This is a genomic window from Burkholderia sp. RS01 (genome assembly GCF_039748055.1).
Classification (GTDB): Bacteria; Actinomycetota; Actinomycetes; order Actinomycetales; family Micrococcaceae; genus Arthrobacter.
The window spans coordinates 19,097-45,338 of sequence record NZ_JBDLAK010000009.1 but is presented as its reverse complement, the minus strand read 5'-3'; the positions used below and the strand labels follow the sequence as shown (position 1 = coordinate 45,338).

Annotated in this window: 25 protein-coding genes; 12 read left to right on the top strand and 13 right to left on the bottom strand. The window is 63.9% G+C overall.

What is annotated here, in order from left to right; translation table 11 throughout:
• Window positions 1–92 precede the first annotated feature (92 nt).
• The 6 genes from ABFP37_RS10240 to ABFP37_RS10215 all read right to left on the bottom strand — a co-directional run bounded on the left by ABFP37_RS10240 (window position 93) and on the right by ABFP37_RS10215 (window position 6,420).
• The gene (locus ABFP37_RS10240) at window positions 93–1,202 is read right to left on the bottom strand and encodes a DUF2510 domain-containing protein (protein ID WP_347033488.1); all 1,110 of its coding nucleotides are present in this window, start codon (window positions 1,200–1,202) and stop codon (window positions 93–95) included.
• A 185-nt stretch (window positions 1,203–1,387) separates the two neighbouring features.
• Window positions 1,388–3,091, bottom strand: a complete 1,704-nt coding sequence (locus ABFP37_RS10235; RefSeq protein WP_347033487.1) for a DUF4041 domain-containing protein — start codon at window positions 3,089–3,091, stop codon at window positions 1,388–1,390.
• A gap of 221 nt (window positions 3,092–3,312) precedes the next feature.
• Entirely contained in the window at window positions 3,313–3,684 is a 372-nt protein-coding gene (locus ABFP37_RS10230; RefSeq protein ID WP_347033486.1) for a PH domain-containing protein, read from the bottom strand.
• 14 nt (window positions 3,685–3,698) lie between these two features.
• A complete protein-coding gene (locus ABFP37_RS10225; protein ID WP_347033485.1) occupies window positions 3,699–4,202 on the bottom strand; it encodes a TM2 domain-containing protein in 504 nt (167 codons plus the stop codon).
• 178 nt (window positions 4,203–4,380) lie between these two features.
• Complete coding sequence (locus ABFP37_RS10220; RefSeq protein ID WP_347033575.1) at window positions 4,381–5,046, bottom strand: excalibur calcium-binding domain-containing protein; 666 nt, start codon at window positions 5,044–5,046, stop codon at window positions 4,381–4,383.
• An 84-nt stretch (window positions 5,047–5,130) separates the two neighbouring features.
• Entirely contained in the window at window positions 5,131–6,420 is a 1,290-nt protein-coding gene (locus ABFP37_RS10215; protein ID WP_347033484.1) for a DUF1524 domain-containing protein, read from the bottom strand.
• Window positions 6,421–6,892: 472 nt separating this feature from the next.
• Here ABFP37_RS10215 and ABFP37_RS10210 point away from each other — a divergent pair, with 472 nt between their 5' ends.
• Window positions 6,893–7,531 (top strand): hypothetical protein, encoded by a 639-nt coding sequence (locus ABFP37_RS10210; protein WP_347033483.1) that lies wholly within the window; start codon window positions 6,893–6,895, stop codon window positions 7,529–7,531.
• A 101-nt stretch (window positions 7,532–7,632) separates the two neighbouring features.
• The gene (locus ABFP37_RS10205) at window positions 7,633–8,145 is read left to right on the top strand and encodes a hypothetical protein (RefSeq protein ID WP_347033482.1); all 513 of its coding nucleotides are present in this window, start codon (window positions 7,633–7,635) and stop codon (window positions 8,143–8,145) included.
• 33 nt (window positions 8,146–8,178) lie between these two features.
• On the opposite strand, the gene ABFP37_RS10200 is transcribed toward ABFP37_RS10205, so the two are convergent.
• The gene (locus ABFP37_RS10200; RefSeq protein WP_347033481.1) at window positions 8,179–11,652 is read right to left on the bottom strand and encodes a choice-of-anchor D domain-containing protein; all 3,474 of its coding nucleotides are present in this window, start codon (window positions 11,650–11,652) and stop codon (window positions 8,179–8,181) included.
• Window positions 11,653–12,061: 409 nt separating this feature from the next.
• On the opposite strand from ABFP37_RS10200, the gene ABFP37_RS10195 reads away from it, so the two are divergent.
• Window positions 12,062–12,559: a DinB family protein gene (locus ABFP37_RS10195; protein ID WP_347033480.1), complete on the top strand. Its 498-nt coding sequence runs from the start codon at window positions 12,062–12,064 to the stop codon at window positions 12,557–12,559.
• A gap of 172 nt (window positions 12,560–12,731) precedes the next feature.
• On the opposite strand, the gene ABFP37_RS10190 is transcribed toward ABFP37_RS10195, so the two are convergent.
• Both ABFP37_RS10190 and ABFP37_RS10185 read right to left on the bottom strand, forming a co-directional pair.
• Window positions 12,732–13,907, bottom strand: coding sequence for a serine hydrolase domain-containing protein (locus tag ABFP37_RS10190; RefSeq protein ID WP_078027700.1), 1,176 nt, complete (start codon window positions 13,905–13,907; stop codon window positions 12,732–12,734).
• Window positions 13,908–14,319: 412 nt separating this feature from the next.
• The gene (locus tag ABFP37_RS10185) at window positions 14,320–15,186 is read right to left on the bottom strand and encodes a GntR family transcriptional regulator (RefSeq protein WP_185982331.1); all 867 of its coding nucleotides are present in this window, start codon (window positions 15,184–15,186) and stop codon (window positions 14,320–14,322) included.
• Between the two features lie 271 nt (window positions 15,187–15,457).
• Here ABFP37_RS10185 and ABFP37_RS10180 point away from each other — a divergent pair, with 271 nt between their 5' ends.
• The 4 genes from ABFP37_RS10180 (at window position 15,458) to ABFP37_RS10165 (ending at window position 20,232) form a co-directional block, all read left to right on the top strand.
• Window positions 15,458–16,723, top strand: a complete 1,266-nt coding sequence (locus tag ABFP37_RS10180) for a RuBisCO large subunit C-terminal-like domain-containing protein (protein ID WP_347033479.1) — start codon at window positions 15,458–15,460, stop codon at window positions 16,721–16,723.
• Between the two features lies 1 nt (window position 16,724).
• Entirely contained in the window at window positions 16,725–18,020 is a 1,296-nt protein-coding gene (locus ABFP37_RS10175; RefSeq protein ID WP_347033478.1) for a four-carbon acid sugar kinase family protein, read from the top strand.
• 54 nt (window positions 18,021–18,074) lie between these two features.
• Window positions 18,075–19,118 (top strand): alcohol dehydrogenase catalytic domain-containing protein, encoded by a 1,044-nt coding sequence (locus ABFP37_RS10170; RefSeq protein ID WP_347033477.1) that lies wholly within the window; start codon window positions 18,075–18,077, stop codon window positions 19,116–19,118.
• Between the two features lie 76 nt (window positions 19,119–19,194).
• On the top strand, window positions 19,195–20,232 hold the full coding sequence (locus ABFP37_RS10165) for a 2-keto-3-deoxygluconate permease (RefSeq protein WP_347033476.1): 1,038 nt from the start codon (window positions 19,195–19,197) through the stop codon (window positions 20,230–20,232).
• Window positions 20,233–20,594: 362 nt separating this feature from the next.
• On the opposite strand, the gene ABFP37_RS10160 is transcribed toward ABFP37_RS10165, so the two are convergent.
• Together ABFP37_RS10160 and ABFP37_RS10155 are read right to left on the bottom strand one after the other, a co-directional pair.
• Complete coding sequence (locus ABFP37_RS10160; protein WP_347033475.1) at window positions 20,595–21,128, bottom strand: GNAT family N-acetyltransferase; 534 nt, start codon at window positions 21,126–21,128, stop codon at window positions 20,595–20,597.
• Window positions 21,129–21,229: 101 nt separating this feature from the next.
• Entirely contained in the window at window positions 21,230–21,706 is a 477-nt protein-coding gene (locus ABFP37_RS10155) for a helix-turn-helix domain-containing protein (RefSeq protein ID WP_347033473.1), read from the bottom strand.
• Between the two features lie 127 nt (window positions 21,707–21,833).
• Here ABFP37_RS10155 and ABFP37_RS10150 point away from each other — a divergent pair, with 127 nt between their 5' ends.
• The 4 genes from ABFP37_RS10150 to ABFP37_RS10135 are packed head-to-tail and all read left to right on the top strand — an operon-like array spanning window position 21,834 to window position 24,323.
• Window positions 21,834–22,550 carry an SDR family oxidoreductase gene (locus ABFP37_RS10150; RefSeq protein WP_347033472.1) on the top strand — a complete coding sequence of 239 codons (717 nt, stop codon included), beginning with the start codon at window positions 21,834–21,836 and terminating at the stop codon, window positions 22,548–22,550.
• Between the two features lie 46 nt (window positions 22,551–22,596).
• On the top strand, window positions 22,597–23,121 hold the full coding sequence (locus ABFP37_RS10145; protein WP_347033471.1) for a PaaI family thioesterase: 525 nt from the start codon (window positions 22,597–22,599) through the stop codon (window positions 23,119–23,121).
• The gene (locus ABFP37_RS10140; protein WP_347033470.1) at window positions 23,118–24,116 is read left to right on the top strand and encodes a hypothetical protein; all 999 of its coding nucleotides are present in this window, start codon (window positions 23,118–23,120) and stop codon (window positions 24,114–24,116) included. Before ABFP37_RS10145 ends, ABFP37_RS10140 begins: the two co-directional genes overlap by 4 nt.
• Window positions 24,117–24,125: 9 nt before the next feature.
• The gene (locus ABFP37_RS10135) at window positions 24,126–24,323 is read left to right on the top strand and encodes a hypothetical protein (RefSeq protein ID WP_078027713.1); all 198 of its coding nucleotides are present in this window, start codon (window positions 24,126–24,128) and stop codon (window positions 24,321–24,323) included.
• Window positions 24,324–24,885: 562 nt separating this feature from the next.
• Here ABFP37_RS10135 and ABFP37_RS10130 read toward each other — a convergent pair.
• The gene (locus tag ABFP37_RS10130; RefSeq protein WP_185982332.1) at window positions 24,886–25,032 is read right to left on the bottom strand and encodes a hypothetical protein; all 147 of its coding nucleotides are present in this window, start codon (window positions 25,030–25,032) and stop codon (window positions 24,886–24,888) included.
• A gap of 149 nt (window positions 25,033–25,181) precedes the next feature.
• Between ABFP37_RS10130 and ABFP37_RS10125 the strand changes: the two genes are divergently transcribed.
• A complete protein-coding gene (locus ABFP37_RS10125; protein WP_260680839.1) occupies window positions 25,182–25,589 on the top strand; it encodes an SRPBCC domain-containing protein in 408 nt (135 codons plus the stop codon).
• Between the two features lie 198 nt (window positions 25,590–25,787).
• Here ABFP37_RS10125 and ABFP37_RS10120 read toward each other — a convergent pair whose 3' ends face one another.
• Window positions 25,788–26,204, bottom strand: a complete 417-nt coding sequence (locus ABFP37_RS10120; protein WP_347033469.1) for an SRPBCC domain-containing protein — start codon at window positions 26,202–26,204, stop codon at window positions 25,788–25,790.
• Window positions 26,205–26,242 lie beyond the last annotated feature (38 nt).

Below are 26,242 nucleotides of genomic sequence, written 5' to 3'. Positions count from 1 at the left end.
GGCCGTCCACTCCACGATCCCACGTTCACCTGCGGTCCGTCACATCAACGTGCGCCGGACTGTCAGGCTGGCGTCAAAATTGGTGGAAGTCGTTACGGTTTCATTCTGATTCTCGACGTCCACGCTGAACCGTCCCAGTACCGGAAGGGAGCAACTTCCTCTGGGTCCGGGTAGAAACCGGGCAAAAGTCCCCCAGCTTCTGAGTGAGCTGATGCTGGCTCGCTGGTGGCAGGCAGGGCCTCTTCATCGAAGGAAAGATCAATGACCGCCGCCTGCAGGGCTGGTTTCTGGGCCACCCGACGGGCCAACAGCCGCTCCCGGTCGGCCGCCTTTTCTGCCCGGATTCTTTCCGCCTCGGCGCGCTTTTCATCCTTGGCGCGCTCGGCTTGCTCGCGTTTCTGTTGCGCAGCGCGCTCTTTCTGCCGCGCGGCATCGGACTTTTCTTGTTCGACTTCTTGTTGCCGGTGCTGGATCCGGGTAATTGCCTCCCGCACGCCAGAGACCCTGGAGTCTTCCGCCAGGATTTTCTCTAGGTCCGCCATTGCGCGCGCGAATGCTCCCTCGGCCAAGCTGATCTCGGAACGGAGAGCCAATGCCTGAAACCGCAACCCGCTTCCGTACTTCTTGCTCCCTGTCAGCGTCTTGATACATTCCTTGGCAGCGACGAGTTCACCCAGTGCCAGATGTGACTTGCCCCGGAAGATCGCGAGCAGGGCAGTGATTTCTGAATCAACGACGACGCCGTTTGTGAGTCGAAGAACCTCGTTCCAGTCCTTCAGATCGATATATAGGTCAGCCAGGCTCAACAGCGCGGGATAGCTCGGGTCCAAGGCCTCGACGTAGTACACAGCCGCTTGGGTCTGGTCCTGGATCTGCAACCCTTCGGCAAGCGCCAGGGTCGTGGCATCGTGCGACAGAGGCAACTCGACTGAAACGCCGCCGGCAATGCCGAGTGTCAGCCGGTAGCCGGAGAGGTACTTCTGGGTAAACGCGTGCGTTTCCAAACCTCCGTCTAGGGAGAGACCCGCGCGAAGGTACTCAACTGCCGGGTCAGTCCGTCCGTGGATGAGATGCCGGAGACCCAGCAGAACGTTTCCAAGCTTTGCGTATTGCGGGTGTGCCAGAACAGCCTCGTCGAGGCTCAACGCCTCCGGCTGGGAGACAAAGGTGAAAAGGGCTTTTTCCTCCTTCGGCGCGAACATCCCTGGCCGGACTGGCGCCAGTGCCGGAGTCGGTGCCAGCGTTCTGCCGGGAGCGGGCCTTGAAGAAGCCGGAGACCTTCTTGGCGTAGTCTTGCGGCCGCCCACATAGGTGCTTACTCCGCTCGTCGAGACCCGGATGCGCACTCCCGGCATCACCTTAAACGACTTGCTTTTTTTGAATCCCACTATTCCCCCTTGGACATCGACATACTGCGCCGAAACTCGGAGGCTTCGGCTTCTTCCCTGAATTCGAGGGTTGTAGCCCCGACAATTCTTCGCACCGCTTCACGGACCTCGTGAGGCGTGGCATAGAAGAACTCCCTGCGTAGGTTGATTCGGTTGACGCGACGGTCTTCGAATTCCCGGTGAAGTTGCCCCTCCAAGCCGGCGGCGTCGTCACTGAAGAATAGAACATGAATGTCGTAGAGGAACGGGACTCCCGCTCCGCTGAGTTCGCGGATTCGCTCCGTTGGCTCAAGGCGGCGCGTCATGCCTATCTTCACAATCTGGTCGCCGAAGGCACCAAGATTCGAAATGACATAGACGTACCCAGCCCTGGCGTTCGCTTCCCGGTTCTCGATGTCGCGAAGGTTGAGTTCGGCTTGCTCGAGCCGTGCCTGCATCGTAGCGATGGCCGAAGCATCCCCGCTGCCAATCGCTATCTGCAGAGCCGCTTCGTATTGATCGCGTTCCTTCTCGAATTTTTCTCTTGCCTTTTGAAGCTCGCGTTCTACCTTTTCCTGTTCGCGGAGTTCCTCACGAAGGGCCCTCTGAGTCTCACGCTCTTCGGCGACCTTCAGGTGATAGTCCGCGGTGAGGCGGATTTCATCGAGACGGAGATCGTGGTACTCCTCCGTGATCTGAATGGCCATGCTTCGACCCAGTTTCTGAATCGAGTCTTTTGCACGCGTCAATCTTGCTACGGTGGGCTCAAGGTTGTGGCTGCGGACGGTGCGGACGCAATTGTCGGCTTCGGCGTTGTATGCCCGCAACATCAGTCGGCATTGCTCGCGGACCATCCGGGCGCCGTCCTGCAGACTGCCGTTAACTGCCCAGTTCGCAGCGCCCATCACACCACGCTCCTTCGCGGTTTCTTTCACTTTGGTGCGTAACTGGTCCAGGCGGTCCTTGTATTTGATGGCGTCGTCCAACGGGTGCGCGAACTCGTAGATGCCAAGTTCTTGGAGGAGCTTGATCTCCCGGGTCTCGACAATCATGGATTGCAGCTCCTTTAGCACCGCCTCCTTTTCGCGTATCCGGTGCTCAAGGTCATGGAGTTCATTTAGGCGCTGCTGGTCAGGTTCACGGGGTAAGTGATCTGGCGAGACGGCAGGCGAAACCTCCCCGCCCAGTGTCACCCCGTGCCCATCGAGGAAGGTTTCGAGACCACCTGTCCATCCCTGCGACACGCTGCGAATCTTCCAGTCACCGTTTCTGCGGTAGATCTCACCCATCACAGCCACATTTTCATTGGACAAGTCCGAGGCAGGGACTTCGAAAGACACTCCGGAGGGTGATTTTATTACCAGGCGCAGATCCAGCAGTTGGCCCAGGACCTGCTCCGAAGAATCTAGGCTGGCGGCTATTGCGATTCGCTGGACGATCTCAGGGATCTGGGACAGCGAAATCATTGCTGTGTGTTCCTGGGCACCAGCCCGCGCAGATTTCCTGCCGATGTACTCAACTGCTCCGTCGAGATATCGCGGCTGATTATAGAAAACGACCGCCTCATTGGAAAGAACTCGTCCAGTGGAATTGACCATGATAAGGAAGAGGTCCACATCAGAATTCGAGCTCGAAGACTGCCACTTAAGATCAACGGACAGTCTTTCGCCGTTATGTACTGGCAGAGTCGAGTTTCCACCCTTGGGCAGGATTGAGTGCGGCATTTGTTGACCATATATCAACGGACTGACATCTTGACGCGGATTCCGCATGCCGCATTGACGGGCCGGCGCGTCGGACTTGGACTCTGCTGAGCCAGGGCACTAAAGCGGCCGGTGAGTTCGGACGTTGCGTTTGTGCTCGCACCGGCGATGTGTGCAGAACAGCCCTGATCGGGGAACAGCAAGGGTGGCCAGATAGACCGGCCACCCTTTGGGCAAGACTGCTATTTGGTGTTCAGCACGTTCCAGAGGATCAGGTCATGGGCGTGCCTGGCTTTGTCGTCGCCGCGGAAGTCCGCTTCCTTGACGCTCCCGCCGGTGTCGATGCCAATGCTGGACGTCGATGCGAACCGCCCCATCATCGACTTGTTCGACAGCATGGAGACGGACCGGATGTTCTTGTACGGCACCGACACGATGGCGAGCTTGTTGCCCACGAAGCTCTTGTCCTGGAGGATGACACGCATATTCGTGATGCCGACAAAGCCGGTGCCGACACCGATGCAGTCGTAGACCGCGTAAACAATTTCGCCCTGGAGCAGGCCGGCCCTGATCTGCTCGAGCTGGTCCGACCTATCATGGATGATCTCTGCCAAGGTGATCCCCCTGATCAGTCGCGGAGCGGAACGCCGTGCGCGTCCCGCTGGAAGTGGGCGGAACCGGCGATGATCATGATGCCTTCGATGACACCCCAGAGGCAGACGATGCCAAAGGTGAACGCGCCCAGGATGAGCGTGAGGATGAGCTGGATAACGGCGATCTTGGTGAAGCCCAGGTAGAAGCGGTGAATGCCGAGTCCACCGAGGAAGATGCCAAGAAGCCCAGCGACGAGCTTTGATTTCGGCTGTGGGTAGCCGTAGGCGGGGTTCGGCATTGGGGGCTGCTGCTGGTACTGCGGCTGTAAGGGCGCCGGCGGGTAACCCTGGTACTGCGGCGCCTGAGGCGCCGGCGGATAGCTCTGGTACTGGGGCTGCTGGTACGGCTGCTGCGGGCCGGCGTAGGGCTGCTGCGGCTGAGACCCGGTCGGGTACTGTTCGCTCTTATATGGTGCAGCTGCCGGCGGATCGTAGCCTTCCGGAGTGGCCGCGTTCGGGTCGGGGTGGGGTTGTGTCATGATGGGGCCTTTCGAAGGGTGATGATGCAGCCCACGGAGGTCGGGCGGCAGCACCGTCAACGACGATGTTCATGGGTTTGGCGGGGGCGGGACTCATAGTCCTGAAGCGGTCCGCCGTGGATGCATTCCAACCGAAGGAAGGCATCCACGGCAGAGCAGTTATTTTTGGAGGCTGTGGCTACTTGTCGCAGGCAACGCCGTCGTTATCGCGGTCAAGCCCTGCACGGTAGCCGGGCTGACCCGCGGAGATCGGTGCGGCTCCTGCTGCCTTTGCTGCGGCGCAGTTGGCGTAGTAGGCGGAGGCGGGTGCCTGCGGGGCAGCCTGTTGCGGCGCCTGCGGGACGGCCGGCTGCGCCGCCGCTTGTTCGGCCGCCAACTTAGCGGCAGCAGCATCAGCCGCAGCCCTGTCGGCCGCCGCTTTATCAGCCGCTACTTTGTCCGCTGCAGCCTTGTCCGCGGCAGCTTTCGCAGCTGCAGCCTTTACGGCAGCAGCCTTTTCGGCGGCCACCTTGTCCGCAGCAGCCTTATCCGCCGCTGCCTTTTCCGCCGCAATCTTGTCAAGGTTCTTGACGCCGAGGTGAACCGTGGATCCCTTTGCCACTTGGGCGCCTTCGGCGCCGTCCTGGGACGCTACCTGCCAGTTCTTCTTTACAAAGATCGACTTGCCGTCCACGGTGTCCTCAGCCTCGACCTTGAGCCCGAGATCTTCCAGTTGATCCGTGGCTTTATCCAGGGTCAGGCCTATCACGCCTGGAACCGTGACAACCTCCGCAACCTCTGCAACAGCGGTTGCTGATTCTGTCGTTTGCCCTGCCGCTTGCTTGCCACCGCATCCAGTCAGCATGAGGCCGGCCAGCACAACTAATGTCAGAGTCTTTTTCATTTTTCCCCCTTGGAAATATTGAAACTGTTGAGTGATGAAATCGGTCTAGCGTTCGCAGGCAACGCCGTCGGAGTCGCGGTCCAGCGCCGGTCGATAGCCCGCTGACCCGGCGTACAGCGGTGCTGCACCGGCGGCTTTCGCCGCCGCGCAGTTGGCGTAGTAGGCGGCAGCCGGTGCCGCAGGAGCCGGGGCCGGGGCCGGGGCCGGGGCAACCGGTGCCTGAGCTACCGGAGGCGGGATAGGCGCCACAGGCGGGATAGGCGCCACAGGCGGGGCCGGAACTACCGGTGCTGGGGCAGGTGCCACCACGGGTGCAGGCTTAGGAGCCGGCGCCGGCGCCGCGACGACTGGCGCCTTCTCGTTTGTTGGTGCGAGCTGGGCGGAGCAGTCGGCCAGGATCCTGGCCATCGCGTCGTGTTCCGCCTGGGTGACCCACAGGCTGTACGTTGCCTTCACCGAAATCTGCCGGGCAACGTATTCGCACCGGAAGCCCTTATTGGGCGGCAGCCAGGTGGCCGCGTCGCCGTCGCCCTTTTTCATGTTGGTCGGGCCGTCTGTCGACTGGAGGTTCAGCGGGTCATTGGCGAAGGCTGTCCGCTGTTCCGTGGTCAGCTGCTGTGCCCCCTTCTGCCATGCGTCGCTGAGGGCAACGACATGGTCGATCTGGACGGCAAAGCTGGTCGCAGCCCCCCGCAGGAAGTTGATGCTAGTGCCCGTGTAGGGGTCCGCCAGCATGCCTGACTGCACTTTGCAGGGGACGCTGTTGGTGTATGTGATAGCCGTGAGGTCGCGTTTGAGGGTGTCATTACGGGTGTCGCAGCCGTTGCGGTCAGCGTCTGCCCACGCCTGTCCGAACAGCGCACGGTCATATCCCGTCTTGGGTGCCCGGCCTTTGACGGGAAGGGTGGCCAGCAGGTCGATCGCCTTTGTGGCGAAGGCAGGCTGCGTCTTCGGAGCCGTCACTTTGACGCCCTGCGCCAAGAGGTAAGGGCTGTCAGGATCCAGCGGTTCGCCCGTCTCGTGGGCGGTTGGAGTGGAAGACGGCGTCGGCGTCGCTGTTGCCGACGCGCTCGCTGCAGCGGAGGCTGGCGAGGAAGTGCTCTCCGATGAGGCAGCTTCCAGGTTCCCCGTGGCGGTCCGGGGCAACGCGACGGCACCGGCGATAAAGAGGGCAAAGGAGACAGCAAGGGCGATGGCCCCCGCCTTACGCTTGGCTGGGAGCCGCGCCCAGGAAGGGCGTCCGGTGGCCAGGACATAGAGGCCGGTGAGGGCGGCCGTGATGGACAGGAAGACCAGTGCGCCCCCAAATCCGCCGCTGAACGCCCCCGCGATCATGAACAGCGCAGTAACGCCCCCGACAATGAATGTGGAGGCTCGTGGCTTACGCGGTGGCTTCTGCCCCGGCCGCCCGGGCATCGGTGACCCCAGGCGGGTCTCATAGTTCGACATTCTTTCCCCAACTAAATAAAGGCCCGGCAAATAGCCGGGCCCTTTGCTTAAGCCGAAATGTAGCTAATGAGAAGCGTATTTCTCTCCGTGCCGGGAAAACGAAATCTGCGTTGATCATGCGTCAACGTTGAGCCAATCTTGAGGAACTGCCACGCACCTTGTGCGTGAGCCGCGCGCACCGGTGGACCTCGTCGTTCCCTCGTCGCTCGTTACGCACTTGGTCGCCTGAACCCTGGGGCAGCGCATGGTGTGCGGTCCCGCCGTCGTAGTCCCCCGCTGACCACCGGGCGGCCCAGCAGTTCCACCAGCTGCTGGCGGCGCTCCGCGACCACCCTGTTTTCCGTGGAAGTATTCACGTATGACTATCGACGGCGACACCGCCAAACTCCTAGCCTTCATTGACTCCCACGGCATCGACGCCTCGACTGAGGTTAGCCGTGGTTGGGCTTCCATCGGAGCGATCATTGTCGATGCCTCCTTGCAGCGACGCCAGAATTACGAGGCAACCGTGAAGCCGCGCGTTGACGCTCTCGTTGCCGCATGGCCGGATGCAAGAACCACGAGTGGGTTCCGGAAACGTCTCGCTACGGGAACCCTCTCGGAAGTCATCGATTGGCCATCGCCGGGCCGGCTCGCTCAGATAGACGACTTAACCTGTGTGTTTGAGGATCAGGGCATCGAAACTGTAGTGGAACTCCGAGCCAGGCTCGCTGACCCGGCTGAAAGGCCGGTTCTTCGTGATGCCCTCGCAGGCGTACGTCACGTGAGCCCGAAGACGCTGGATTACATCGACGTTCTCAGTGGACTCTCACCGCAGGTGACCACTGACGCACGGATACGAAGAGTGGCCGAGGCCGCCGGCATCGAGGACACCTCTTACGCCAACATGTCGGCCGTGATCCGCGCCGCTGCAGACTCACGAGGGTGGCGGGCTGAGGACCTGGACGCCGCACTATGGCACTTCGGTATTGAGAGCGCCCCGGCGTCCTCCGCCTAAGGAGTTCGGAACTCGTACCGCTGGGATAGTCTCGCTTGGGACCGGAACAAGCATCGACTCCAACTGTAAGAGCGGGGAATTCATTGGATCTACTGGGCGGCATGAGCCGCGACGAACTCCGCATCTTTTCTTGGGTTGCGGCCGCCGTCTTCGCGCTTGTGGCCGGCGTCTGGCGTCCGCGCCGGCTTCACTGGACCGCACTTGGTTCCGTCCTGCTCTTCGCGGCCCTCAACACGGGTGCCGGGATCTACGTCCTGAACCATTTCAGTGACTCGCGCTGGTCTACCGGGGAAGAAACTCCGCTGAGCGCCCCGTCGTTTTCCGGGACGCCAGTCGTGGGGCAGTTTCTGGGCCCCCTGGACTCCGCTCTGAACGGTGTGGTCGGCGGGGTGAACGAGTTCTTGGCATTCAAGCAGGCACTTCCCATAGCGCTGGACTTCCTTGCCGCTGCCGGCTGGGCCCTGCTGCTGTCGTTCCCGCTTGCCATTCTCGCCGCCGGAATCAGTTTCGCCGCGGCTAGGCGCCGAACCGCGGACTTCGAAAAATACCGTGCCACCGTTGACCTGCTCAAAGACGAGCTTGAGCAGGTCAAGCGGCAGATCTCGTCAGGGTAATCCGTCTCCACGGCGTGTTTGGTTGCCCTGACGCTATCCGCTAATGACCCCTGTCCGCGCCTTCCAGACCAGCCGGCCCCCGCGGAAATCCGATTCCCGGCCGCCCGGAACCGAGTACTCGTCTGTGACTGGATAGCCGAGCCGGCCTTTCTCCCAGCCCAGCGCCGCCCACCTGGCCCGGATCGCCCCGTGGACCTCGTGCGCGCCGCTCTTCGGCGACCAATAGATCGAAGCCCCACCCGAACCGGAGAAGTGGCCATACCGCCCCACCCGGTCCGCAGTGCCCATCTCGTCAGTCATCGGATAGCCGAGCGGGCCTTTCTCCCAGCCCAGCGCCGCCCACCTGGCCCGGATCCCGCCGTGGACCTCATGCGCGCCGGTCTTCGGCGACCAGTAGATCGAAGCCCCACCCGAACCGGAGAAATGGCTGTACTGTCCGGCCCCATCTGCAGTGCCGCCCACGTTGGTGGTTGGATAGCCGAGCGGGCCTTTCTCCCAGCCCAGTGCCACCCACTTGGCTCTGATCGCTCCGTGGACCTCGTGCGCGCCGGTCTTCGGCGACCAGTAGATCGAGGCCCCGCCCGAACCGGAGAAGTGGCTGTACTGTCCCGCCCCGTCCGCGGTGCCGCCCACGTCGGTGGTTGGATAGCCGAGCAGGCCCTTCTCCGAACCCAGCGACGCCCACAACGCCCGGATGGGACCGTGCACCTCATGCGCGCCGGTCTTCGCTGACCAGTAGATCGAAGCCCCGCCCGAACCGGAGAAGTGGCTGTACCGCCCCACCCCGTCCGGCGTGACCGTCACGTCGGTGGCCGGGAAGCCGAACATGCCCGTAACGCCGCCCGCGGCCTTGTAGCTGTTGTACATCGGAGCATGGACCTCATGTGCACCCGTCGCCGGTGACCAGCAGATCACACCGCTGACGAAGTCCTGGCACTTTCCGTCCGCAACGGCGTACTGTCCGGTGAGCGCGCGCCCGAGGGACGACGAGGGCCGGCCGGCCCCGATCTGTTGTGCCTTGACGGCGATGGGGTCGTCGGTGCCGTTGCCGGTGAGCATGACCTTCAGCGCGCCCTGGCCGTCATCCGCGGTGATCAGATAGAAGGTGTCCAGGGTGCCGGCCTGCCCCAGCGCCGTCGGTGTAAAGGTCACGCTCTGGAAAGCGGACTCACCCGGGGGAACGGTGAGGCCCTCGGAGATGGGCGCGGTGGTCGAAAAGACTCCCAGCGGCGCCTTCGCCTTGGTGATCGTCATCGGGACATTGCCGGTGTTGAGGATAGTGAAGTCCGCCGTGGCCGATGTTCCGACGGGGACGTCACCGAAGTCCAGCGAGGGCGGCATCTCCAGGTGCGCCGCGCCGGACACTGCGGTCGCGGTCAGCGGCACGGTCACGGCACCGCGGTCACTCGCGATGACCAGCGAGTCGGCCACCGGGTCCGCCGTCGTGGGGTTGAACGTCACAGACACCGGAACCGACGCGAGAGGTTGGATCTGCTGGCCCGCCACGGGAAGGGTGGCCGTATCGACGCCAAGCTCCGCGTTCGCCGGCAGGGTAACGCCGGTGATCTCGACGACGGTCGCACCGGTGTTGACGATGTTGACAGTTTGCCGGTTGCTGGTCAGGGTCGGCACGTTGGTGAACTGGAGCGCGGCCGGGGTGGCGCCCAGGCCGTCCCGCGTGCCGACGCCGTGGATGCCCAGGAGCACGGTCTCGCCGTCGGCCGTCTTGACGTTCAGCGTGCCGTCAGCCTGCCCGGGAGCCGTCGGCGAGAAGGTCAGCGGGACGGTCAGGCTCTCGCCGCTCTGCAGGGTCCCGGTCGGGCTGCCCGAAGCTCCGATCCCGAACGGCGCCCCTGTGGTGACGGAGCTGACCGTCACCGCCCGGGTGGCGGTGAGGGTGACATTGCCGGCCTGGGTGGCGCCCACTTCGGCCGTGCCGAGGTCGGTGTCCGTCGCGCCCACGGCTGCAGTTGTCGGGGCGCCGAAGCCATGCACGTGGCCGTCGCGGGTGCCGACGTACACGCGACCGTTGTCAGTGGCCACCGAGGAGAACTTTGAGGCTGTGCCTATCGGGGCGCTGAACACCTGCTGGATGGACCCGGTGCTGTCCGGGAGGGCGCGGTGGGCCCGCAGTTCCGCGTTGACCCCGGTGGCGCCGGTGGAGTAGACCGCCCAGACGAGGGCGGAGGACCCGTCCGTGCCGGAGGAGGTCACCGCTGGCGCACCGGAGGTGTACCCGAATGTGCCCGCGGACGTCCCGACGGAGGCGAGCCTGATCCCGCCGTCGCCGCTCGGCACAAGCTTGAACGCGCGCAGAAACCCCCGGCTCTCGATGGTGTAGAGATACCCGCCGTCGTCCGTCCCGAGAAACGCGGGCCGCCCCCACACCCCGTTGTACGGTCCGGCCGCGTCGAGGACTGCATCGGTTCCGGCTGGCCCCTGCGCCATGCCGCCCAGATTGTCCCGGTCCAGCAGGTAGACGTGCCCGTCCTTGCCCACCTGTACCAGCAGGTGCGGGTGCTCGGCGGTGCCATAGCCGTCGGGAATGGCAACCGGGGCCCCGGAACCCAGGTCGGCGTCGTTCTGGTCCAGCTTGAGGTTGCCGGCGGGGCTGAAGAAGTCGGTTGGGGTCAGGTTGCCGTCACTTCCAACCTGGACCCTGAGCACAGATTCCGCCAGGGTGCTGGGAGGCAAGTTGCCCGGGCCGGCCTTCGGGGAGATGCCGTTCCCGGTGGCGAACAGGATTTGACCGGGGCCGTCGGATACCAGCCCTCCGCCGGACTGCCAGATTCCGCCCTCCGCGTTGGCGTTGCCTGACTCCGTGGCCCACATCGTCGTCTGCCGTCCGCTGGTCGACACGCCTATGACGTAGCCGACGAAGGGGGTGTAGTCGCAGTGGCTGGCGAAGCCCGCGTAGACCACCCCGTTCATGAGCAGCAGCCCGGGCCGTTGCATGGCGGTCATCGCGTTGAAGGGGCGGGTCGGATCGTTGGTGGGGGCGCCGCTGATGAGGACAGGGAACCCGGGCCTCTCCGCACCGGTCACCTGGTCGAGGGAGTGCATGTACCAGTGCGGGAGCTGGGGGGTGGATCCGTCGTTCGTCTTCGCCAGCAGGAAGACGCTGTTTGTTTCCGGGTCGAAGACCGGAGTGGAGGTGATTCCAATGTTGGGCGCGAGGTCACCGCAGCTGACGGTCGACGCCGGCCAGGCCGGCCCGAGGGAACGCTGCCACTTCGTCTCCCCCGTGACGCCGTCCAGCCCGTAAACGGCGTTGTTTTCCGTCGCGGCAATCACCGTGCCGCCGATAACGAGCGGCTGGGCGTAGACCTGCCCGTCCACCGCCGTGGAGAACAGTTTGCCGAAGTTCGAGGACGCGACGGACGACGGCGAGAGCGTGCTCTCGGTGCTGTCCCACCCGGTGCGAAACGTGTCGCGGCCGATCGTGCCGACGTCCGCGGCGGCGACTTCGCTGACGGACAGGCCGGTGAATGCCAGGGCTGCCGACAAAAGCGCACTCCACGCCCGCCGGCGTTGCCGCTGCGAAGTTCGCCTGGAGGACACCCCTGCAGCCGGGGCGCGAGTCAACCCCCCAGTTTCGTGATGATCGCGCATGTTTGAGACCTGCTTCAGACCGTCGTTGGACTAGGCGCCGTGTCCGGTGCAGATGGGGAAAGCATCGGGCCCGGTGGTCCTGAGCGGGGCTCCCAAACCCTCAACGTCAGGACCACCCCACTGTCAGCGTCGCGCCCTAGGAAAAAGTGGGAGTCGACCCGCAAGTCACATCACTCCCACCCCAAATAGGGGGTTGATGCGTCACTGAGGAAGTGGGATGCCCCTGCCCTCAGGTGCAGTAGCGGCACAAGCAGCCGGCCCTGTACTCGTTGCCCCCGCACGGCGGCCTTGGCATACTGCACTCATGCCTAGCCTCCCCGCCACGTTCGTCCCGGACGTCTTCAGCCAGCCGCTCCGGGCCCAGTTCGAAGCGTTCCTTGACGAGCACCGTGCCGCGCTCAACGACTGTTTGGACGGCCTGACCGAGGAGCAGGCGCGGCGCTCCCTGGTGCCGTCACGGACCACCCTGCTCGGCCTGGTGAAGCACGCCACTTTCGTGGAAAAGGTCTGGTTCGACGAAGCCATCACGTGCCGTACCCGCGCCGAGATCGGCATCCCGGCCACGCCGGATGAGTCGTTCATCCTCGACGACGGCGATACCGTCGCCAGCGTCCAGCAAGCCCACCGGGAGGCGTGCGAGGCCTCGCGCCGCGCGGCGGCCTCCCTGGGGCTGGACGATCTGGTCCACGGCAACCGGAGGGGTCCGCTCCCGCTGCGTTGGGTGTACCTTCACATGCTGCGCGAACTCGCCCAGCACTGCGGGCACGCAGACATCCTGCGCGAGCAGATCCTCAACGGCTGACTATGCGCGGTTTAACGACGCCGGCGCCCGTCCCGGCGGGCGAGGGGCCGGCAGCGGCGAGCGCCGTCGTCGTTCTGTGATCGCTTGGTGCCGCTCAACCGGGACGTGGGTCGTCATGAAGAGCGAACTCTTGGGAGCGAAGCGTGACTGATGGGCAGCTCCGCGTGCATTCTCAGTTGGCTGGTTGGCAGAGTCGGTCGAGGGTCTCATTGAGGGTGGACTCGATCTGGCCGTTTAGGAGGACACGCTTGTTCTGGCTGGACGGGTCCTCGAACTCGGTGGGCATCGGTGGCGTGGTGACGGTCATTGCGGCCTGGTAGCGCCCGTCGCCGCTGCTGACTGCGACCGTTTGGTAATCCCAGAAGGAGCCCCGGCCTTCGTGCCGCGACTCGACCGAGCATCCGTCCGAGTGCTCCCACAGGCCCAGCCCGTACGGGGCGAAGCCGGGGCTAGTCTTCATCTCCCGCAGCGACGCCGCAGAGAGCGCCCGTCCCTGGAAGAGGCTGGCCATGAAGTGGTTCAGGTCTTCCACTGTCGACACGGCCCCCGATGCCGGAGAGCCGACCGCGAAGATGTTGTCTGTGGTGTCGACGCGTTCACCGCGGAGGGTAACGTAGCCGTGCAAAAGTCCGGTCTCGTCGAGGTCGAGACGGTCCAGACTGGTGTTCTTCAAGCCGAGCGGGTCAAAGACCTCCTCGCGCATGACTTCGACGAAGGGCTTGTGTCGCAGTGTCTGGATCAGGAGACCGAGAGCGAGGTAATTCGTGTTCGAGTACGCGAAGGACCCGACGCCGGCCGCGGTCCAAGGGAGGGTCCCGGCTAACTGAACGCCCCGCTCCATCGTCAGCGTACGGGAGCTAGCGGAACGGAAGTCGACATCGCGTGGCAGGGCATCGTTGACCTCGGGCATCCCGGATGTGTGGCTGAGCAGCTGCCTCACTGTGATCGGCCCCGGAGGATTGAGCGCGGACGTGAACCCCGGAATGACGTCATTGACGGGGTCGTCGAGGCCGATGAGGTGGTCGTCGACGAGCTTGAGCACCGCCACGGCTGTCATCGTTTTGGTGACGCTGGCGATCTGCACCCTGTCCATCGGCTGCGCCGGAGTCCTGGACTCGAGGTCGCGCACGCCGTATGCCTTGGACCACTCGCCCTCCGGCCACCGGATTTGCACGACGGCGGCCACCGCGCCTTGGTCCATGAACAGCTGGACCTGCTTCTCCAAGGGAGCCAGGGGATTCGGTGAGGTTGGTGGCGGTATGGTGTCGTCTGTGGTGTAGGTACAGCCAGAGACGGCGAGGATGACGGCGAAGGCCGCCCGCCTCCAGACGTGATTCTTCGTGCGCATTGCGGGCCATCCGCTCGGGACGAGATGACAGGTTCTTGGCCGCTTGCGACACCACGTCCGGCCAGACCTGCAACGGCGCCGTCGCCCCAGCACCTCAATGGTAAGGCGGACTCTCGTGATGGTGAAGCGGTGGCCCGGTAATCCAACGGTTAGCGACTGGCTCGGGTTTCCCGGGAGGAGTGATGCCCATCTAGAGCACAAATGCGGGGAGCGACGTTGTGGTTGAGGCTCCAACACCCTGCCGTCTCACCACCCTAGGGATTTGAGGCACATAGGTTATGAGACAAGCAACGTCCAAACAGGAGTAGGCATTGGCGGCCGGTAAGGCTGCGCCGGCTCCCTGCCGGCGTCGACTCCAACTCTTGAGGTGTCCCGATAGATGTCAGACGTCGGTTGGCCGTGGGGGCGCGCTTTAGTGTGCTCCTCGTTCGAGGTCGGCTAGTTCTGATTCAAGTTGCTGGGTCAGGTTCCGCAGGCGGCGGAGGTGCTCTTGGGAGACGCGTCCTGGCTGGCTGGTGACTTGCGCGTCGACGTCGAAAACGGTGTTGGGGCTGTGCCAGACGTTGAACCATTCGAGACCATGGCCGAGGGCGTCCCGGGTTACACCTTGGAGCAGGAGCAGTGGCTCCCGGGTGTTGATGTTCAGTTTCCGTGCCAGGTCAGGATCTGAGGACACCGCCTGTACCTGGCGGGGTCCACCGGCGGGGTGGTAACCGTGGTCGCGCATCAGGCTGAGGAGTGAGGCGTTTTCGAGCAATTCCACGGTGAAATGCGGGAAGAAGTCCCGCGGGACCCAGGTGCGCATGAAGGCAACGGGAAGATCGTCGAGGTAGCGGACCCGCTCAATTTTCCAGGTGTTGGTGGTGTTGAGGGCCTCGATGCCTGCCTGGGGCGGCTCGGAAGGTTCTACGCTGAGGACATGGGTGCGCAGGCGCTGGCCGTGCGCGGCCGCCTGTTCATCCAGACCGCCCGCGCGCTGAACGTGCCGGCGAAGGACAGGTGTCGCAGCCACCACGCTGCCGCGGCCCCGCTGGCGCCGGATCAAGCCGAGGTCGGCAAGCCCTGACAGCGCCTGACGCACGACGCTGCGGGAGACCCCGAACTGCCTTTGCAGTTCTTCTTCAGTGGGCAGGGAGGAGCCCGGGGACAGTGCAAGGTCCACGATCTGCCGGTGCAGGATGTCCCGAATTTGTGCATGGAGCGGGCCTCCGGCTTCCCGGTTCAAACCACCGCTGCGTCCCGCCGGCTCCGACGCTGTTTCTGCTGGTTCCAAACTCACGCTAACTCCTTTGCCGCTGTGCAAATCTTAGCCCTCCCGCTGCCTCCTAGCGGGCTGCAGTGTTATCAGCCGGGCTTGACGTGACCTACGCCACCCATTATTGTACGTATCAAAGGTACGTACAACTTCGGCCAAGGGATCACAGAAGATGCCGCGGACCCGAAGTGCGAGTCACCTGCTTAAGCCCGCATCGGCGCGTGAGCGAAGTGAAAGTACCTGCAGGTGACAGTCGGATACGTGAGTTTCAAAACCCCCTCGAATTGGAGAGTCCATGCGCGACCCGCGCTCGGTGCGTTGCACCTACTATCTAGAGTCCGAGATTGACCCCGGGAAGGCCGCCGCCATCATGGCGGGCGAGCAGTCCAGCGGCACCTTCCTGCCGGTCCCGGGCGAATCGGCCCGGATCCGGGAACGGCACGCCGCCCGGATATCCGATGTGCAGGAGCTTGGCTTTTGCCGCCCTTCCCTGCCGTCACGTGCAAACCCGGAAAAAGTCCGCGCTGCCTTGGTAACCGTCGACTTCCCGATGGAGAACGTCGGAACCGACCTGGCGACCTTGCAGACCGCCATTGCAGGCAACCTCTTCGAACTGGGCGACCTGTATGCCTGCCGGCTCCAAAACATTGAGCTGCCAGAGGACTTCGTCGCCGCCCATCCCGGCCCGGCCTTCGGGATTGAGGGGACGCGCAAGCTCATCAGCGACGTTCAGGGCGTGATGGTCGGCACTATCGTCAAGCCCAACGTCGGGCTCTCGGAAGACGAGTTCCGACTGGTGGTCCGGGATCTGGCGATGGCGTCCATTGACCTGATCAAGGACGACGAGCTGATGACTGATCCGGCGTACCTGCCGCTGGAACGCCGGGTCGCGGTCGCTACCGAGGAAATCCGCGCCGCCGAGCAGGTTACCGGCCACTCCACCATGTATGCCTTCAACATCACCGGTGACCTCGCCGGACTGCGGAAGCGCCACGACCTGGTTGTTGAAGCCGGGGGTCGCTGCGTGATGCTGAACATCCCGGTCATGGGTCTGCCCGCCCTGGCCCTGCTGCGCAGCTTCGCGGAGGTCCCCATTCACGGCCACCGTGCCGGCCTCGCCGCCTCCATGCGGTCCAAGGCCCTGGGCATGGATTACCGGGTCTGGCAGCAGATGGCCCGCCTCGCCGGCGCCGATCACCTACATGCCAGCGGTCTTGGCAGTAAGTTCTACGAACTGGACGAAGAGGTCGCGGCCAACATCCGGAGCCTGCTCGACCCCCTCGGACAGACCATTTCACCGCTGCCTGTGTTGTCCTCAGGGCAGAACGTGACCACTCCCGGTCCCACGTTTGACGCGGTGGGGTCCACGGACCTGATGATGCTGGCCGGCGGCGGTGTCGCGGCCCACCCGGACGGCCCGGGTGCCGGAGTGCGGAGCCTGCGCCAGGCGTGGGAAGCGGCCGTGAACGGGGTGCCGTTGCAGTCGGCGGCCGACAAACTCGCCTCAACGGGGGACGATGCTCTCCTGCACGCCGTTCAGACTTTTGGGAAGGGTGCCTGACATGCCAGCTTTTGGTTTCGTCGCCGACGACCTCACCGGAGCCGCCGATGTCCTGGCCCAGTCCCACCGCTACGGCCTGGAAGCTGCGCTGGTCATCGGGGACGCGCCGCTGCCTACGGACACCGACGTCGTCGGGTTCGCAGGTCCGGCACGGTCCCTGTCCGGAACAGCATTCGACACCCTGGTGTCCCGTGACCTTGCCGGGATTGCGGCCCTGAATCTGGACGTGCTGCTGTACAAGGTTTGCTCCACGTTCGACAGCTCCGTCACTGTCGGGAGCATTGGCCGCGGGATTCAGCTGCTCCATGAGCAGTTCCCCCTGCACGGCCCCATTCCCGTGGTGCCGGCGCAGCCGGGCTTCGGTCGTTATACAGCCTTCAGCAACCACTACGCGACCTACGCCGGCAAGATTTACCGGCTGGACCGCCATCCGGTGATGTCGCGGCACCCTTCCACGCCCATGTCCGAGGCGGACCTCCGCGAGGTCCTGGCCGAACAGCTCGGCGGCGGCCAGGTGCCCGGGGCGATCCACCTGCCCGCCTATGACGACGGCACCTTCAAGGATGCCTGGGCGGACCGGCGGCGGGAACGCGGGGCGCAGGCCTTTGTGGTCGACGCCGTGGACGAACACCAGATGGACGCCATCGCAGAAGCCCTCACCCGGGAGGAACACGGCCACGGTCCCTCGATCGTGGTGGGATCCGGCGGCATCATGGCAGCCTTGGCACGGTCCATCTCGGACCAGGCTCCGCGCACACCCGGACCGCAACGCCCGACCGGACCGGTGCTGGCCGTGAGCGCTTCGGCGTCCAGCACCACGGCGGAACAGATTAACGACGCTGTCTCCAATGGCTGGGAGGACGTTCCGGTGCCTGCCGAGCTGCTGCAGCGCGATGGCTCCACGCTCGTGGCCGCCCTCGATGAACGGGTCTCGGCTGCCCTCCGGGCAGGGAGGAACGTTGTCGTTCACACCACCCGAGGCGCGGCGGACCCCCGCTACGGATCGACGCCGGTGGACGCCGGCTACGTGGGCACACTGATCGGCGGCATCGCCGCCAGGATGGCTGATGCCGGGCTCACCCGTGACATCGCCGTCTGCGGCGGTGACACCTCCAGCCATGCACTGATCGCCATGGGCGTACGCCAGCTGCGCGTTTCCGACCAGTTCGTCACGGCCGGTCCGATCCTGCAGGCCAGCGGAGCCTCCGCTGTCGGCGGGTGCAGGCTCCTGCTCAAGGGCGGACAAGTCGGCCCGCCCGACATCCTGCGCCGCTTCGCCGGCCAACTCCCCGGCTGATCCCCCCAACACAATTCCTCCACGCGTCACCAGAACCAATGAAAGGCGGCCCCCATGCGGGCAGTAGTTAAGAATGCAGCAGAGCGAGGCGTCACCTACGTCACCGACGCCGGCGACCCCAAGGCAACAGAAGGCACAGTCGTCATCGAAGTAGGAGCCGCGTCCCTGTGCGGCACCGACCGCGAACTCTATGAATGGACCCCCTCTGCCCAGGCGTTCAACCTCAACCTTCCGGTCATCCTCGGGCATGAAGGCGCAGGAACCATCGTCGAGGTCGGACCCGGTGTCACCGGACTGCAGGTTGGCGACCAGGTTGCCCTCGAAAGCCACCTGACCTGCGGCCAGTGCTTCCCCTGCCGCACCGGCGACGCCCACACCTGCGAACGCACCGGCATCCTCGGCATGCACATCGACGGTGTCTTCGCCGAATACGCCGCCGTGCCGCAGGACATCTGCGTCAAGCTCCCCACCGGCCTGTCGCTCGAGTCCGGAGCCTTGCTCGAGGCAGCCGGTGTGGCTGTGCATGCCATCCAGCGTGCCAACTACTCCGTCGCTGGCCGGGCGGTGCTTGTCAGCGGCGCGGGTCCGGTCGGTCTCGTCGTGGTGAACCTGGCGCTGCTCATGGGCGCCAGCCATGTCATTGCCGTCGACCCCAACCCCTACCGGAGGGCCCAAGCCGAAAAGCTCGGTGCGACAGCCCTGCACCCCAATGACGGCATCGTCGAACGCTCCCGCGAGCTGACCGGCCGCCGCGGCGGCTTCGACGTCGCCTTCGAATGCTCCGGGGCCCCCGGCACTCTGACAACCCTCTTCGAAGCCGTCCGCCGCGAAGCCACCGTCATCACCGTCGGCCACCCCAGCCGCCCCGCCGAAGTCGACATCGCCGCCTATATCAACAAAAAAGGCATCACCCTTCGCGGGATCTTCGGACGCCGGCTCTGGGAAACCTGGGAACAAAGCCTGCAGCTGCTGGACTCCGGAAAGCTGGAGCTGGACTGGCTCATCACCCACCGCAAGAAGCTCAGCGAAATCGACGAAGCCGTCGAACTGCTCACCGGCGACGCCTGCAAAGTCCTGCTCATCCCGGGCCTCGGCTAAACACACCCCCCCCACCCGCGAATCTGCCCCGCAGAACGCGCCAACCAAAGCCCCCAGCTATTCACAGGAGAAATCAATGTCGATTCCCATCAAGAAAGCCCTGGAAAAAGTACCCGGCGGCATGATGCTGGTGCCCCTTGGCATCGGCGCCGTCATCCACACCCTGGCACCTGACGCCGGAAAGTTCTTCGGATCCTTCACCGGGGCCTTCTTCACCGGCCTTCCGCCCCTCCTGGCCGTGTTCTTCGTCTGCCTCGGCGCGACACTCGAAGTCAAATCAACGCCCTACATCCTCAAAAAGGGCGGCGTGCTCCTCGGCTCAAAAATCCTCTTCGCCATCCTCATCGGCGTCATCACCGGACGCTTCCTCGGCGAAGCGCCCATCGACTCCGGAATCCTTGCCGGCCTGTCAACCCTCGCACTCGTCGCCGCCCTGAACGACACCAACGGCGGGCTCTACATCTCCCTGATGGGACAGTTCGGCCGCAAACGCGATGCCGGAGCCTACTCCATCCTCTCGCTCGAGTCCGGCCCCTTCCTGACCATGGTCACCCTCGGCATCGCCGGCCTCGCTGCCTTCCCCTGGCAGGCACTCGTCGGCGCGATCCTCCCGCTGGCGCTGGGCATGCTCCTGGGAAACCTGGACAAGAACATGCGGCATCTCCTGGCCCCGCTGGTACCGGCAATGGTGCCGTTCCTGGGCCTGGCCCTCGGCCTGACCATCAACCTCAACGCCGTCGTCGAAGCAGGACTGCTCGGCATCGCCCTTGGCCTGTTCGTGGTCTTCGCCGGCGGTGCAGTGCTGCTGCTCGCCGACAAACTCACCGGCGGCGACGGCGTAGCAGGTCTCGCCGCAGCAACCACAGCCGGCAACGCGGCCCTCGTCCCCGCCATCATCGCCACGGCCAACCCCGTCTACGCGCCAGCCGCGGAACACGCCACCGTCCTCGTGGCGGCCTCGGTCGTCGTCTCCGCAGTGCTCTGCCCCATCGTCACCTCAGCATGGGCCCGCCGGGTGCAGAAAAAGGAGGGCCTAGCGGACACAGAAGACAATTTCGCCGAGCAGGAGGCGCTAGCCCCCAAGCATGCAAGTAGTACCCCAGAACTGACCTAGCAGTGCTAAAGGAAAAAGGGCGGGGCGTGCACACGGGTGCCCGCCCCGCCCATCCTTATATACCCGGACCTGGTGGACGGAAACGCCGAATCCACCGGAAGGAACACCATGAATGCAGCCACCCAGCTAGTGGACGTCCCGTTCCCCGTACCCCAAACCCGCCTGCTCAGTTACCACAACTGGATCCACCTGAACCCGGGCGACAGAGTGATCGTCAAACGAACCGGATGCGCATCCGAACACGGCGCCGTCGATGCGCCGTTGCCCCACCGTCGTAGCTTACGGAAGGCCCACTATCGGGGTTCGAGCGAGACTAATAGCTCAAGTTAGAGATGGACCTTTTCTCCCCCATGGCCGGACCTCTATTCCTGGCCGAGAATGGACGGGAGTCGGTCCTCCCTAGGCTGAAGCTCTTTTGCAAAGCAGATCGACGACGGGATGGCGTGCTCGTAGGGAGGATAAGTGGGTATCTGCCTGTATCCAAGTTTTCGATAAAACGCTTCAGCTTCCGGCTGCTTACCCCCGGTTTGCAGGATAACCCGGCGGGCGCCGGCACTGGCGGCAATCCTCTCGAGTTCCGCCATGAGTACGGTCGCAGCGCCCATACCTCGGGCTGCAGGGTCTGTAATGACCCGCTTGACCTCCCATTCCCCATTCAACCGGCGGAGAGCGCCGTGCCCTATGGCTTCACCTACGGTATTAAGTACCAGGACGTTGGCGATGAAATCTTGCGGTGGTACGGAGAGCGCTTTCTGCGCTGCTTCGGAAAGATGAGGTTCTTCTTCGGTAGCGTATCGGGCGAGAAGCTCGTCTGTTAACAGATCCCGCAGACGGGCTGCTCTGGGGTCTTCAAAGTCAACTATCTCCAGTGTGACTACTGCCGGATTGGCGGACATTTATCTCCTCTTGATGTATGTCTTATTGAAATTCCTTGGTTCGTGCGGCCGCTACTGCGGACGACCGCGGGATGTCCCATCCTCGCCCTTCCGGTTTGTCGTTACTGGTCGACCGGGATGGCGTCGGCCGTTGACACCAGCGGTCCCAGCATCAGACTGCCCACTCTGAATTCCTCGCCGCATTCGGCGCAGGTCAGCACCGGATTCAGGTCGGCCCCGCAACTGTGCCGGTAAGAGGCGCGGGGTGTCTCGTCGCGCATCCAGGTACTGCTCCACGCCGCGAGTGAGATGAGGATGGGAGCAACTTCGGCCCCGGAAGTTGTGAGGTGGTACTCATGGCGCGGGGGGCGCTCGGAATATTGGACGCGCTCAATAACGCCATGGTTTTCCAGTGTCCGCAGCCGGTTTGTCAGGATGTCGCGGGACGCGCCTGTATTTCGGGCTATCTGATCGAAACGATGAACGCCCAGGGACATCTCCCGAAGCGCCAGCAACGCCCACCGCTCCCCCAGTACCTCGAGCCCTGCTGCGATGAAACACGCCCTGGGCGCATCCCTGGCCGTATCGGTTGGTGTCATGACTTACCTGCTTTCAGTGCTTTCTGTAAGTATACAAGTGAGTTGGAAAATCAAACCAACTTCGCTAACCTTACTTTCGAAGGCAGCGGCAACCGCGTCGCCGCCCTGTCTGAGATCGGGAGAATCCATGCCACAGCTGTCTGGCGCCGTCGTCCTTGTCACCGGCGCGAACGGGGGGCTGGGCCGCCACTTCGTGGAACAGGCCCTCGCCCGCGGCGCTGCGAAGGTCTACGCGTCGGCACGGCATCCCCAGGAATGGAACGATTCCCGCGTCATCCCTCTCGCTCTCGATGTCACCGACCCTGCCTCAATCCGGGCCGCCGTGGCGCAGGCTCCGGACGTCACGGTCCTGATTAACAACGCCGGCATCTTCGTGGAATCGGACACACTCCTGGCACTGCCTGACGAGGAATTCCGAAACGTGATGGAGACCAATTTCTTCGGGCCGGTCGCCCTTACCAAGGCATTCGCGCCGGTGCTCGCGGCCAGCGGGACGTCAGTGGTCCTCAACATCCACTCGGCGCTCAGCTGGATCGCGCTCACCGGCGCCTACAGCGCGTCAAAGGCGGCGCTGTGGTCCGCGACCAACTCCTTCCGGGTGGAACTGGCTCCCCAAGGCACGCACGTCACGGGCGTGCACGTCGGCTACATCGATACGGCCATGGCGAAGGGAGTCGATGCCCCAAAAACTTCTCCCGAGGAAGTCGTGCGGAAGTCGTTCGATGCGCTCGAGCAGGGAGATTACGAGGTCATCGTGGATGACATCACTGCCGGCGTGAAGCTTGGCCTCTCTGGTGCGATCTCCGATCTTTACCCGGCGCTGGCAGCCAGCGCCCCGGCATGACCCGACAAAGCCTGAAGACCTCCTAAGAACTCAGAGAGATACATTCATGACAAGCAACACCTCCGCAGAGCGCTCGGAGACCTTCACCTGGATGGACCCGGCAATCGCGCTCGAGCAGCTGCCACGGCTGTCGGGTCTGGACTACTTTTCCGGCCTCCGCGAGGGCAGCATAGCGCCGCCGCCGATCGCGTCCCTGATGAAGTTCGATCTCGTCGAAGCTAAACATGGGCACGTCGAATTCGAGTGCCGTCCAAGTGAAGCCCACTACAACCCCCTTGGAATGGTGCACGGCGGCCTGGCCTGCACTCTCCTTGACACGGCCCTCGGCTGCGCAGCACACACCACCTTGGCAGCAGGTCTCGGCTACACCTCCATCGACCTGGCGGTGAAGTACCTGCGGCCCGTCACGCTTCGGCAGGGCGCCCTTCGCGCAGAGGGGTCAGTGGTGAAAGCTGGTTCGCGGCTGATTTTCACCGAGGGCCGCCTCTGCACCACCGAGGGTGAACTCCTCGCCACCGCCACAAGCACACTCCTCGTCTTTCCCCACCAACCGGAGGCGCTGACACCATGACACCTAGTGCCGCCACTGTTGCCCCGGCACCTGCAGCTCACGAACCTGCTGAGCCTTTGAACGCCGAGCCAGGGATGCATGAGTTGAGCCGGTTCGGCGTACCGCTGGGGCTTGCCGGTCTGGGCGGCGGCTGGTCCGCTGCCAGGGGGGCTCTCGGATCCCCGGTGTGGCCGGAGGAAATTCTCTACGGAACAGCCACCGCCCTGTGGCTGGTCCTGACCGTCACGTACGTGTTCCGGGGCCTTCGGCGGAAAGGAACATTCCGTTCTGACCTCAAGCACGAGGTGGCAGGGCCTTTCGCATCCTTTATTCCACTCATCGGGATCCTGCTTTCCTCCCACTACAGCCAGTACCTGCCGCCCTGGGGTGCCTGGCTGTGTGGGGCGTTCATCGCCGCCCTGGCCATCGTCGCCGCACAACTTCTCGCACACTGGGTCACCGGCGGGGTATCGATGCAGTCCATCCATCCCGGCTACCTGCTGCCTGTCGTTGCCGGGTCCTTCGTTGCGAGCATCGGATTCTCAAGCCTCCACGTCCATGATGCGGCCATGGCTGCGTTTGGCGTCGGCGTGTTCTTTTGGCTTGTCGTGGGCACCGTCGTCACCGTCCGGCTCATGACCGGAGGCGCGCTGGCACCAGCAGCCAAGACCGGACTGTCCGCATACCTGGCTGCGCCTGCAACGGCCAACATCGCTTGGATGGTCTCACACCCCGGTCCAATGGGGGCCGCGCAGCTTGGGCTCACCGGCGTGCTGGCAATCATGGCGCTACTGCAGGTCATGCTCCTCCCCGAATATCGCAAGCTGCCCTTCTCACCAGCGTTCTGGGTGTTTACCTTTCCCGTGGGCGCAACCACCAACTACGCCATCCGCTGGCTTGCCACCACTAGCCTCCCCGGCTGGGAAATTTACGCTTGGACGATACTCGGGCTCGCAACAGCCTTCACCCTCGCCATTGCCGCCCGTACTGCGACAACGGGAAGTGCCCGCGCATAGCGAGACGAGATGGATGCAGTCCTCAGCCTGAAAACCAGCTCCTCGATGGTGGGGGCGCTCCGGATGGAACAGCACTGCGGCCGCCTCGAACACGCCCTGGTCATGACCGATCACACCGCGGCGGTCCAGGCCGGGGAACTCGTCCGCCAGCACCAGCAGCAGCTGGAGAAAGCCCTGGGCGGTCACACCGCCCGCCGCGGTGCATGAGATCCTCTTCACAGAACCGAACCGGGTGCCCTGCCCTTGCCGCATGAAAGAGGTAAGAATGGAATGGACCACCGGGCCCGACAGAAAGCCGCCCACCTTGCGTAGAAGCCGGAGCACCTCCGACACCGGGCGGACGCCCGCGTCCGGGCGCGTCGCCGCGGTCCTGGCGGCGGCTGCAATACTGGTCTTCGCCCCCGGCATCGCCCAAGCCGCTTTCAATGGGTCCGATAGTGCTTCACTCCCCATCTCCTCCGCCCTGATCCCGGCATCCACCGCAACCGTCACCGTGAGCTGCTCAGGTGTGAACCTCAGCATCAACCTCACGGCCTGGGCAATCGCGGATCCGCGCTTCACCGGAGTGGTCACCGTAACCAGCGGCGGACACACCTCTTCAGAGCCACCAGCACCCAAGGCAACACCTCACACTACGCCCTGAAAGTCACGCCCAACACCGGCACCATTTACGCCTGGACCGTCCAAAACCGTTACACGGTCCCCGGCACCAGCAACATCTGGACCGGCGGAACCAAAACCGGCCAGGTCACCTGCTAAGTGCCCGCAGCTACACTTTCAGTACCAGATGATGCACGGCCGCCCCGACAATGAGGACAACGATAGAGGCAACCAGGTTGGTAACCACCTGGACGGCGAGGCGGCTGGTCATGATCATCCAGGTCGGTGCCGGGGCGACGCGGAGTCGGTGCAGCACCCCAACCTCGAGGTCATGCGCCAGCGCCGGATAATGGGCGCCGCACGGCGACCCCTTAGCGACACTTTTTCACAAGCCACCCGCTCATGACGATCCAACGACGACTCGCCCGCTCTGGTTTCACCCTGACCCGCGATTACCCAGCACCTATGGAGCGCGTTTGGAACGCGTTCGCTGACGAGAAGCAGAAGCTGTGCTGGTGGGGCGGCGGCAACAGCATAGAGGCCCGCGACTGGGCCTTCGACTTCCGCGTCGGCGGACGGGACATAGCTGAGGGCAAATTTCACAACGGTCCAGTCTCTCCGTACGAGGCCACATACACCGACATTGTCGAGCACAACCGCATCGTCACGACGTACGACATGTGGCTCGACGGGATCCACACGTCGACGTCAGTGACGTCGTTGGACTTCGACCCGATCGACGAGGGCACCCGATTCACCCACGTCGAGCACGGTGTCTTCTTCGACCAGTTCTGGGCTGACAGCGACGTCCGTGAGAAGGGTACCCTGGGCCTGCTCGAGGCTCTAGGCAACTACCTCGCGGTGGGCACCTAGCGACCTCAGCGACCGCTCACGCTCTACAAAAACGAAAACCGACGGGCCGGGCATGTTGGCCGCTTGACCGGGGTTTTGCATGCCGCTTTCTGCAGTTGGCTTCCGACAGTCTCGTATTGCGCTGCTTGCCTAAGCCGTGCGGTTGAGCCCGTTTAGGAGTTTTAGGGATCCTCGTTATTGGCGATCTCTTCAACCCGGTCAGTGCCAATTGGAGATCTTGAGGTCGTACGGCTCGGGTGCGCCGGTTCCCGTCTCGACGAGTTGCTTTAGGCTCACCAGGAACGTCGCCCACTTTGTGCTGCAGTGGTACATGAACTCGACGGGCTCCCTCCAACCCTTGTGGGCGAACAGGACGATCGCGTAGTCGCCTTCCTGTTTGAGGTCCCACCGCACCGTCGTGCCGATCCATTCGGCGGGCCCGTCGGTAACTTCCCAGAGCACGCTCCGGGAAGGGTTCACTTCGAGCACCTTCATGCTGAAACCGCCGGGCTCGAACCGGAACTCCAGGGTCCCTCCGACCTCGGCCCGGCCCTTGGTGTCAGTCGCCCACCAGCCCGACAGGCCTTCGAGTGTGGTCAGGGCCGCGTACACCTCATCTACTGACGCCGACTTCATCCCGACTCTATGGAGTATGTCCACCATGTTGATTCCTC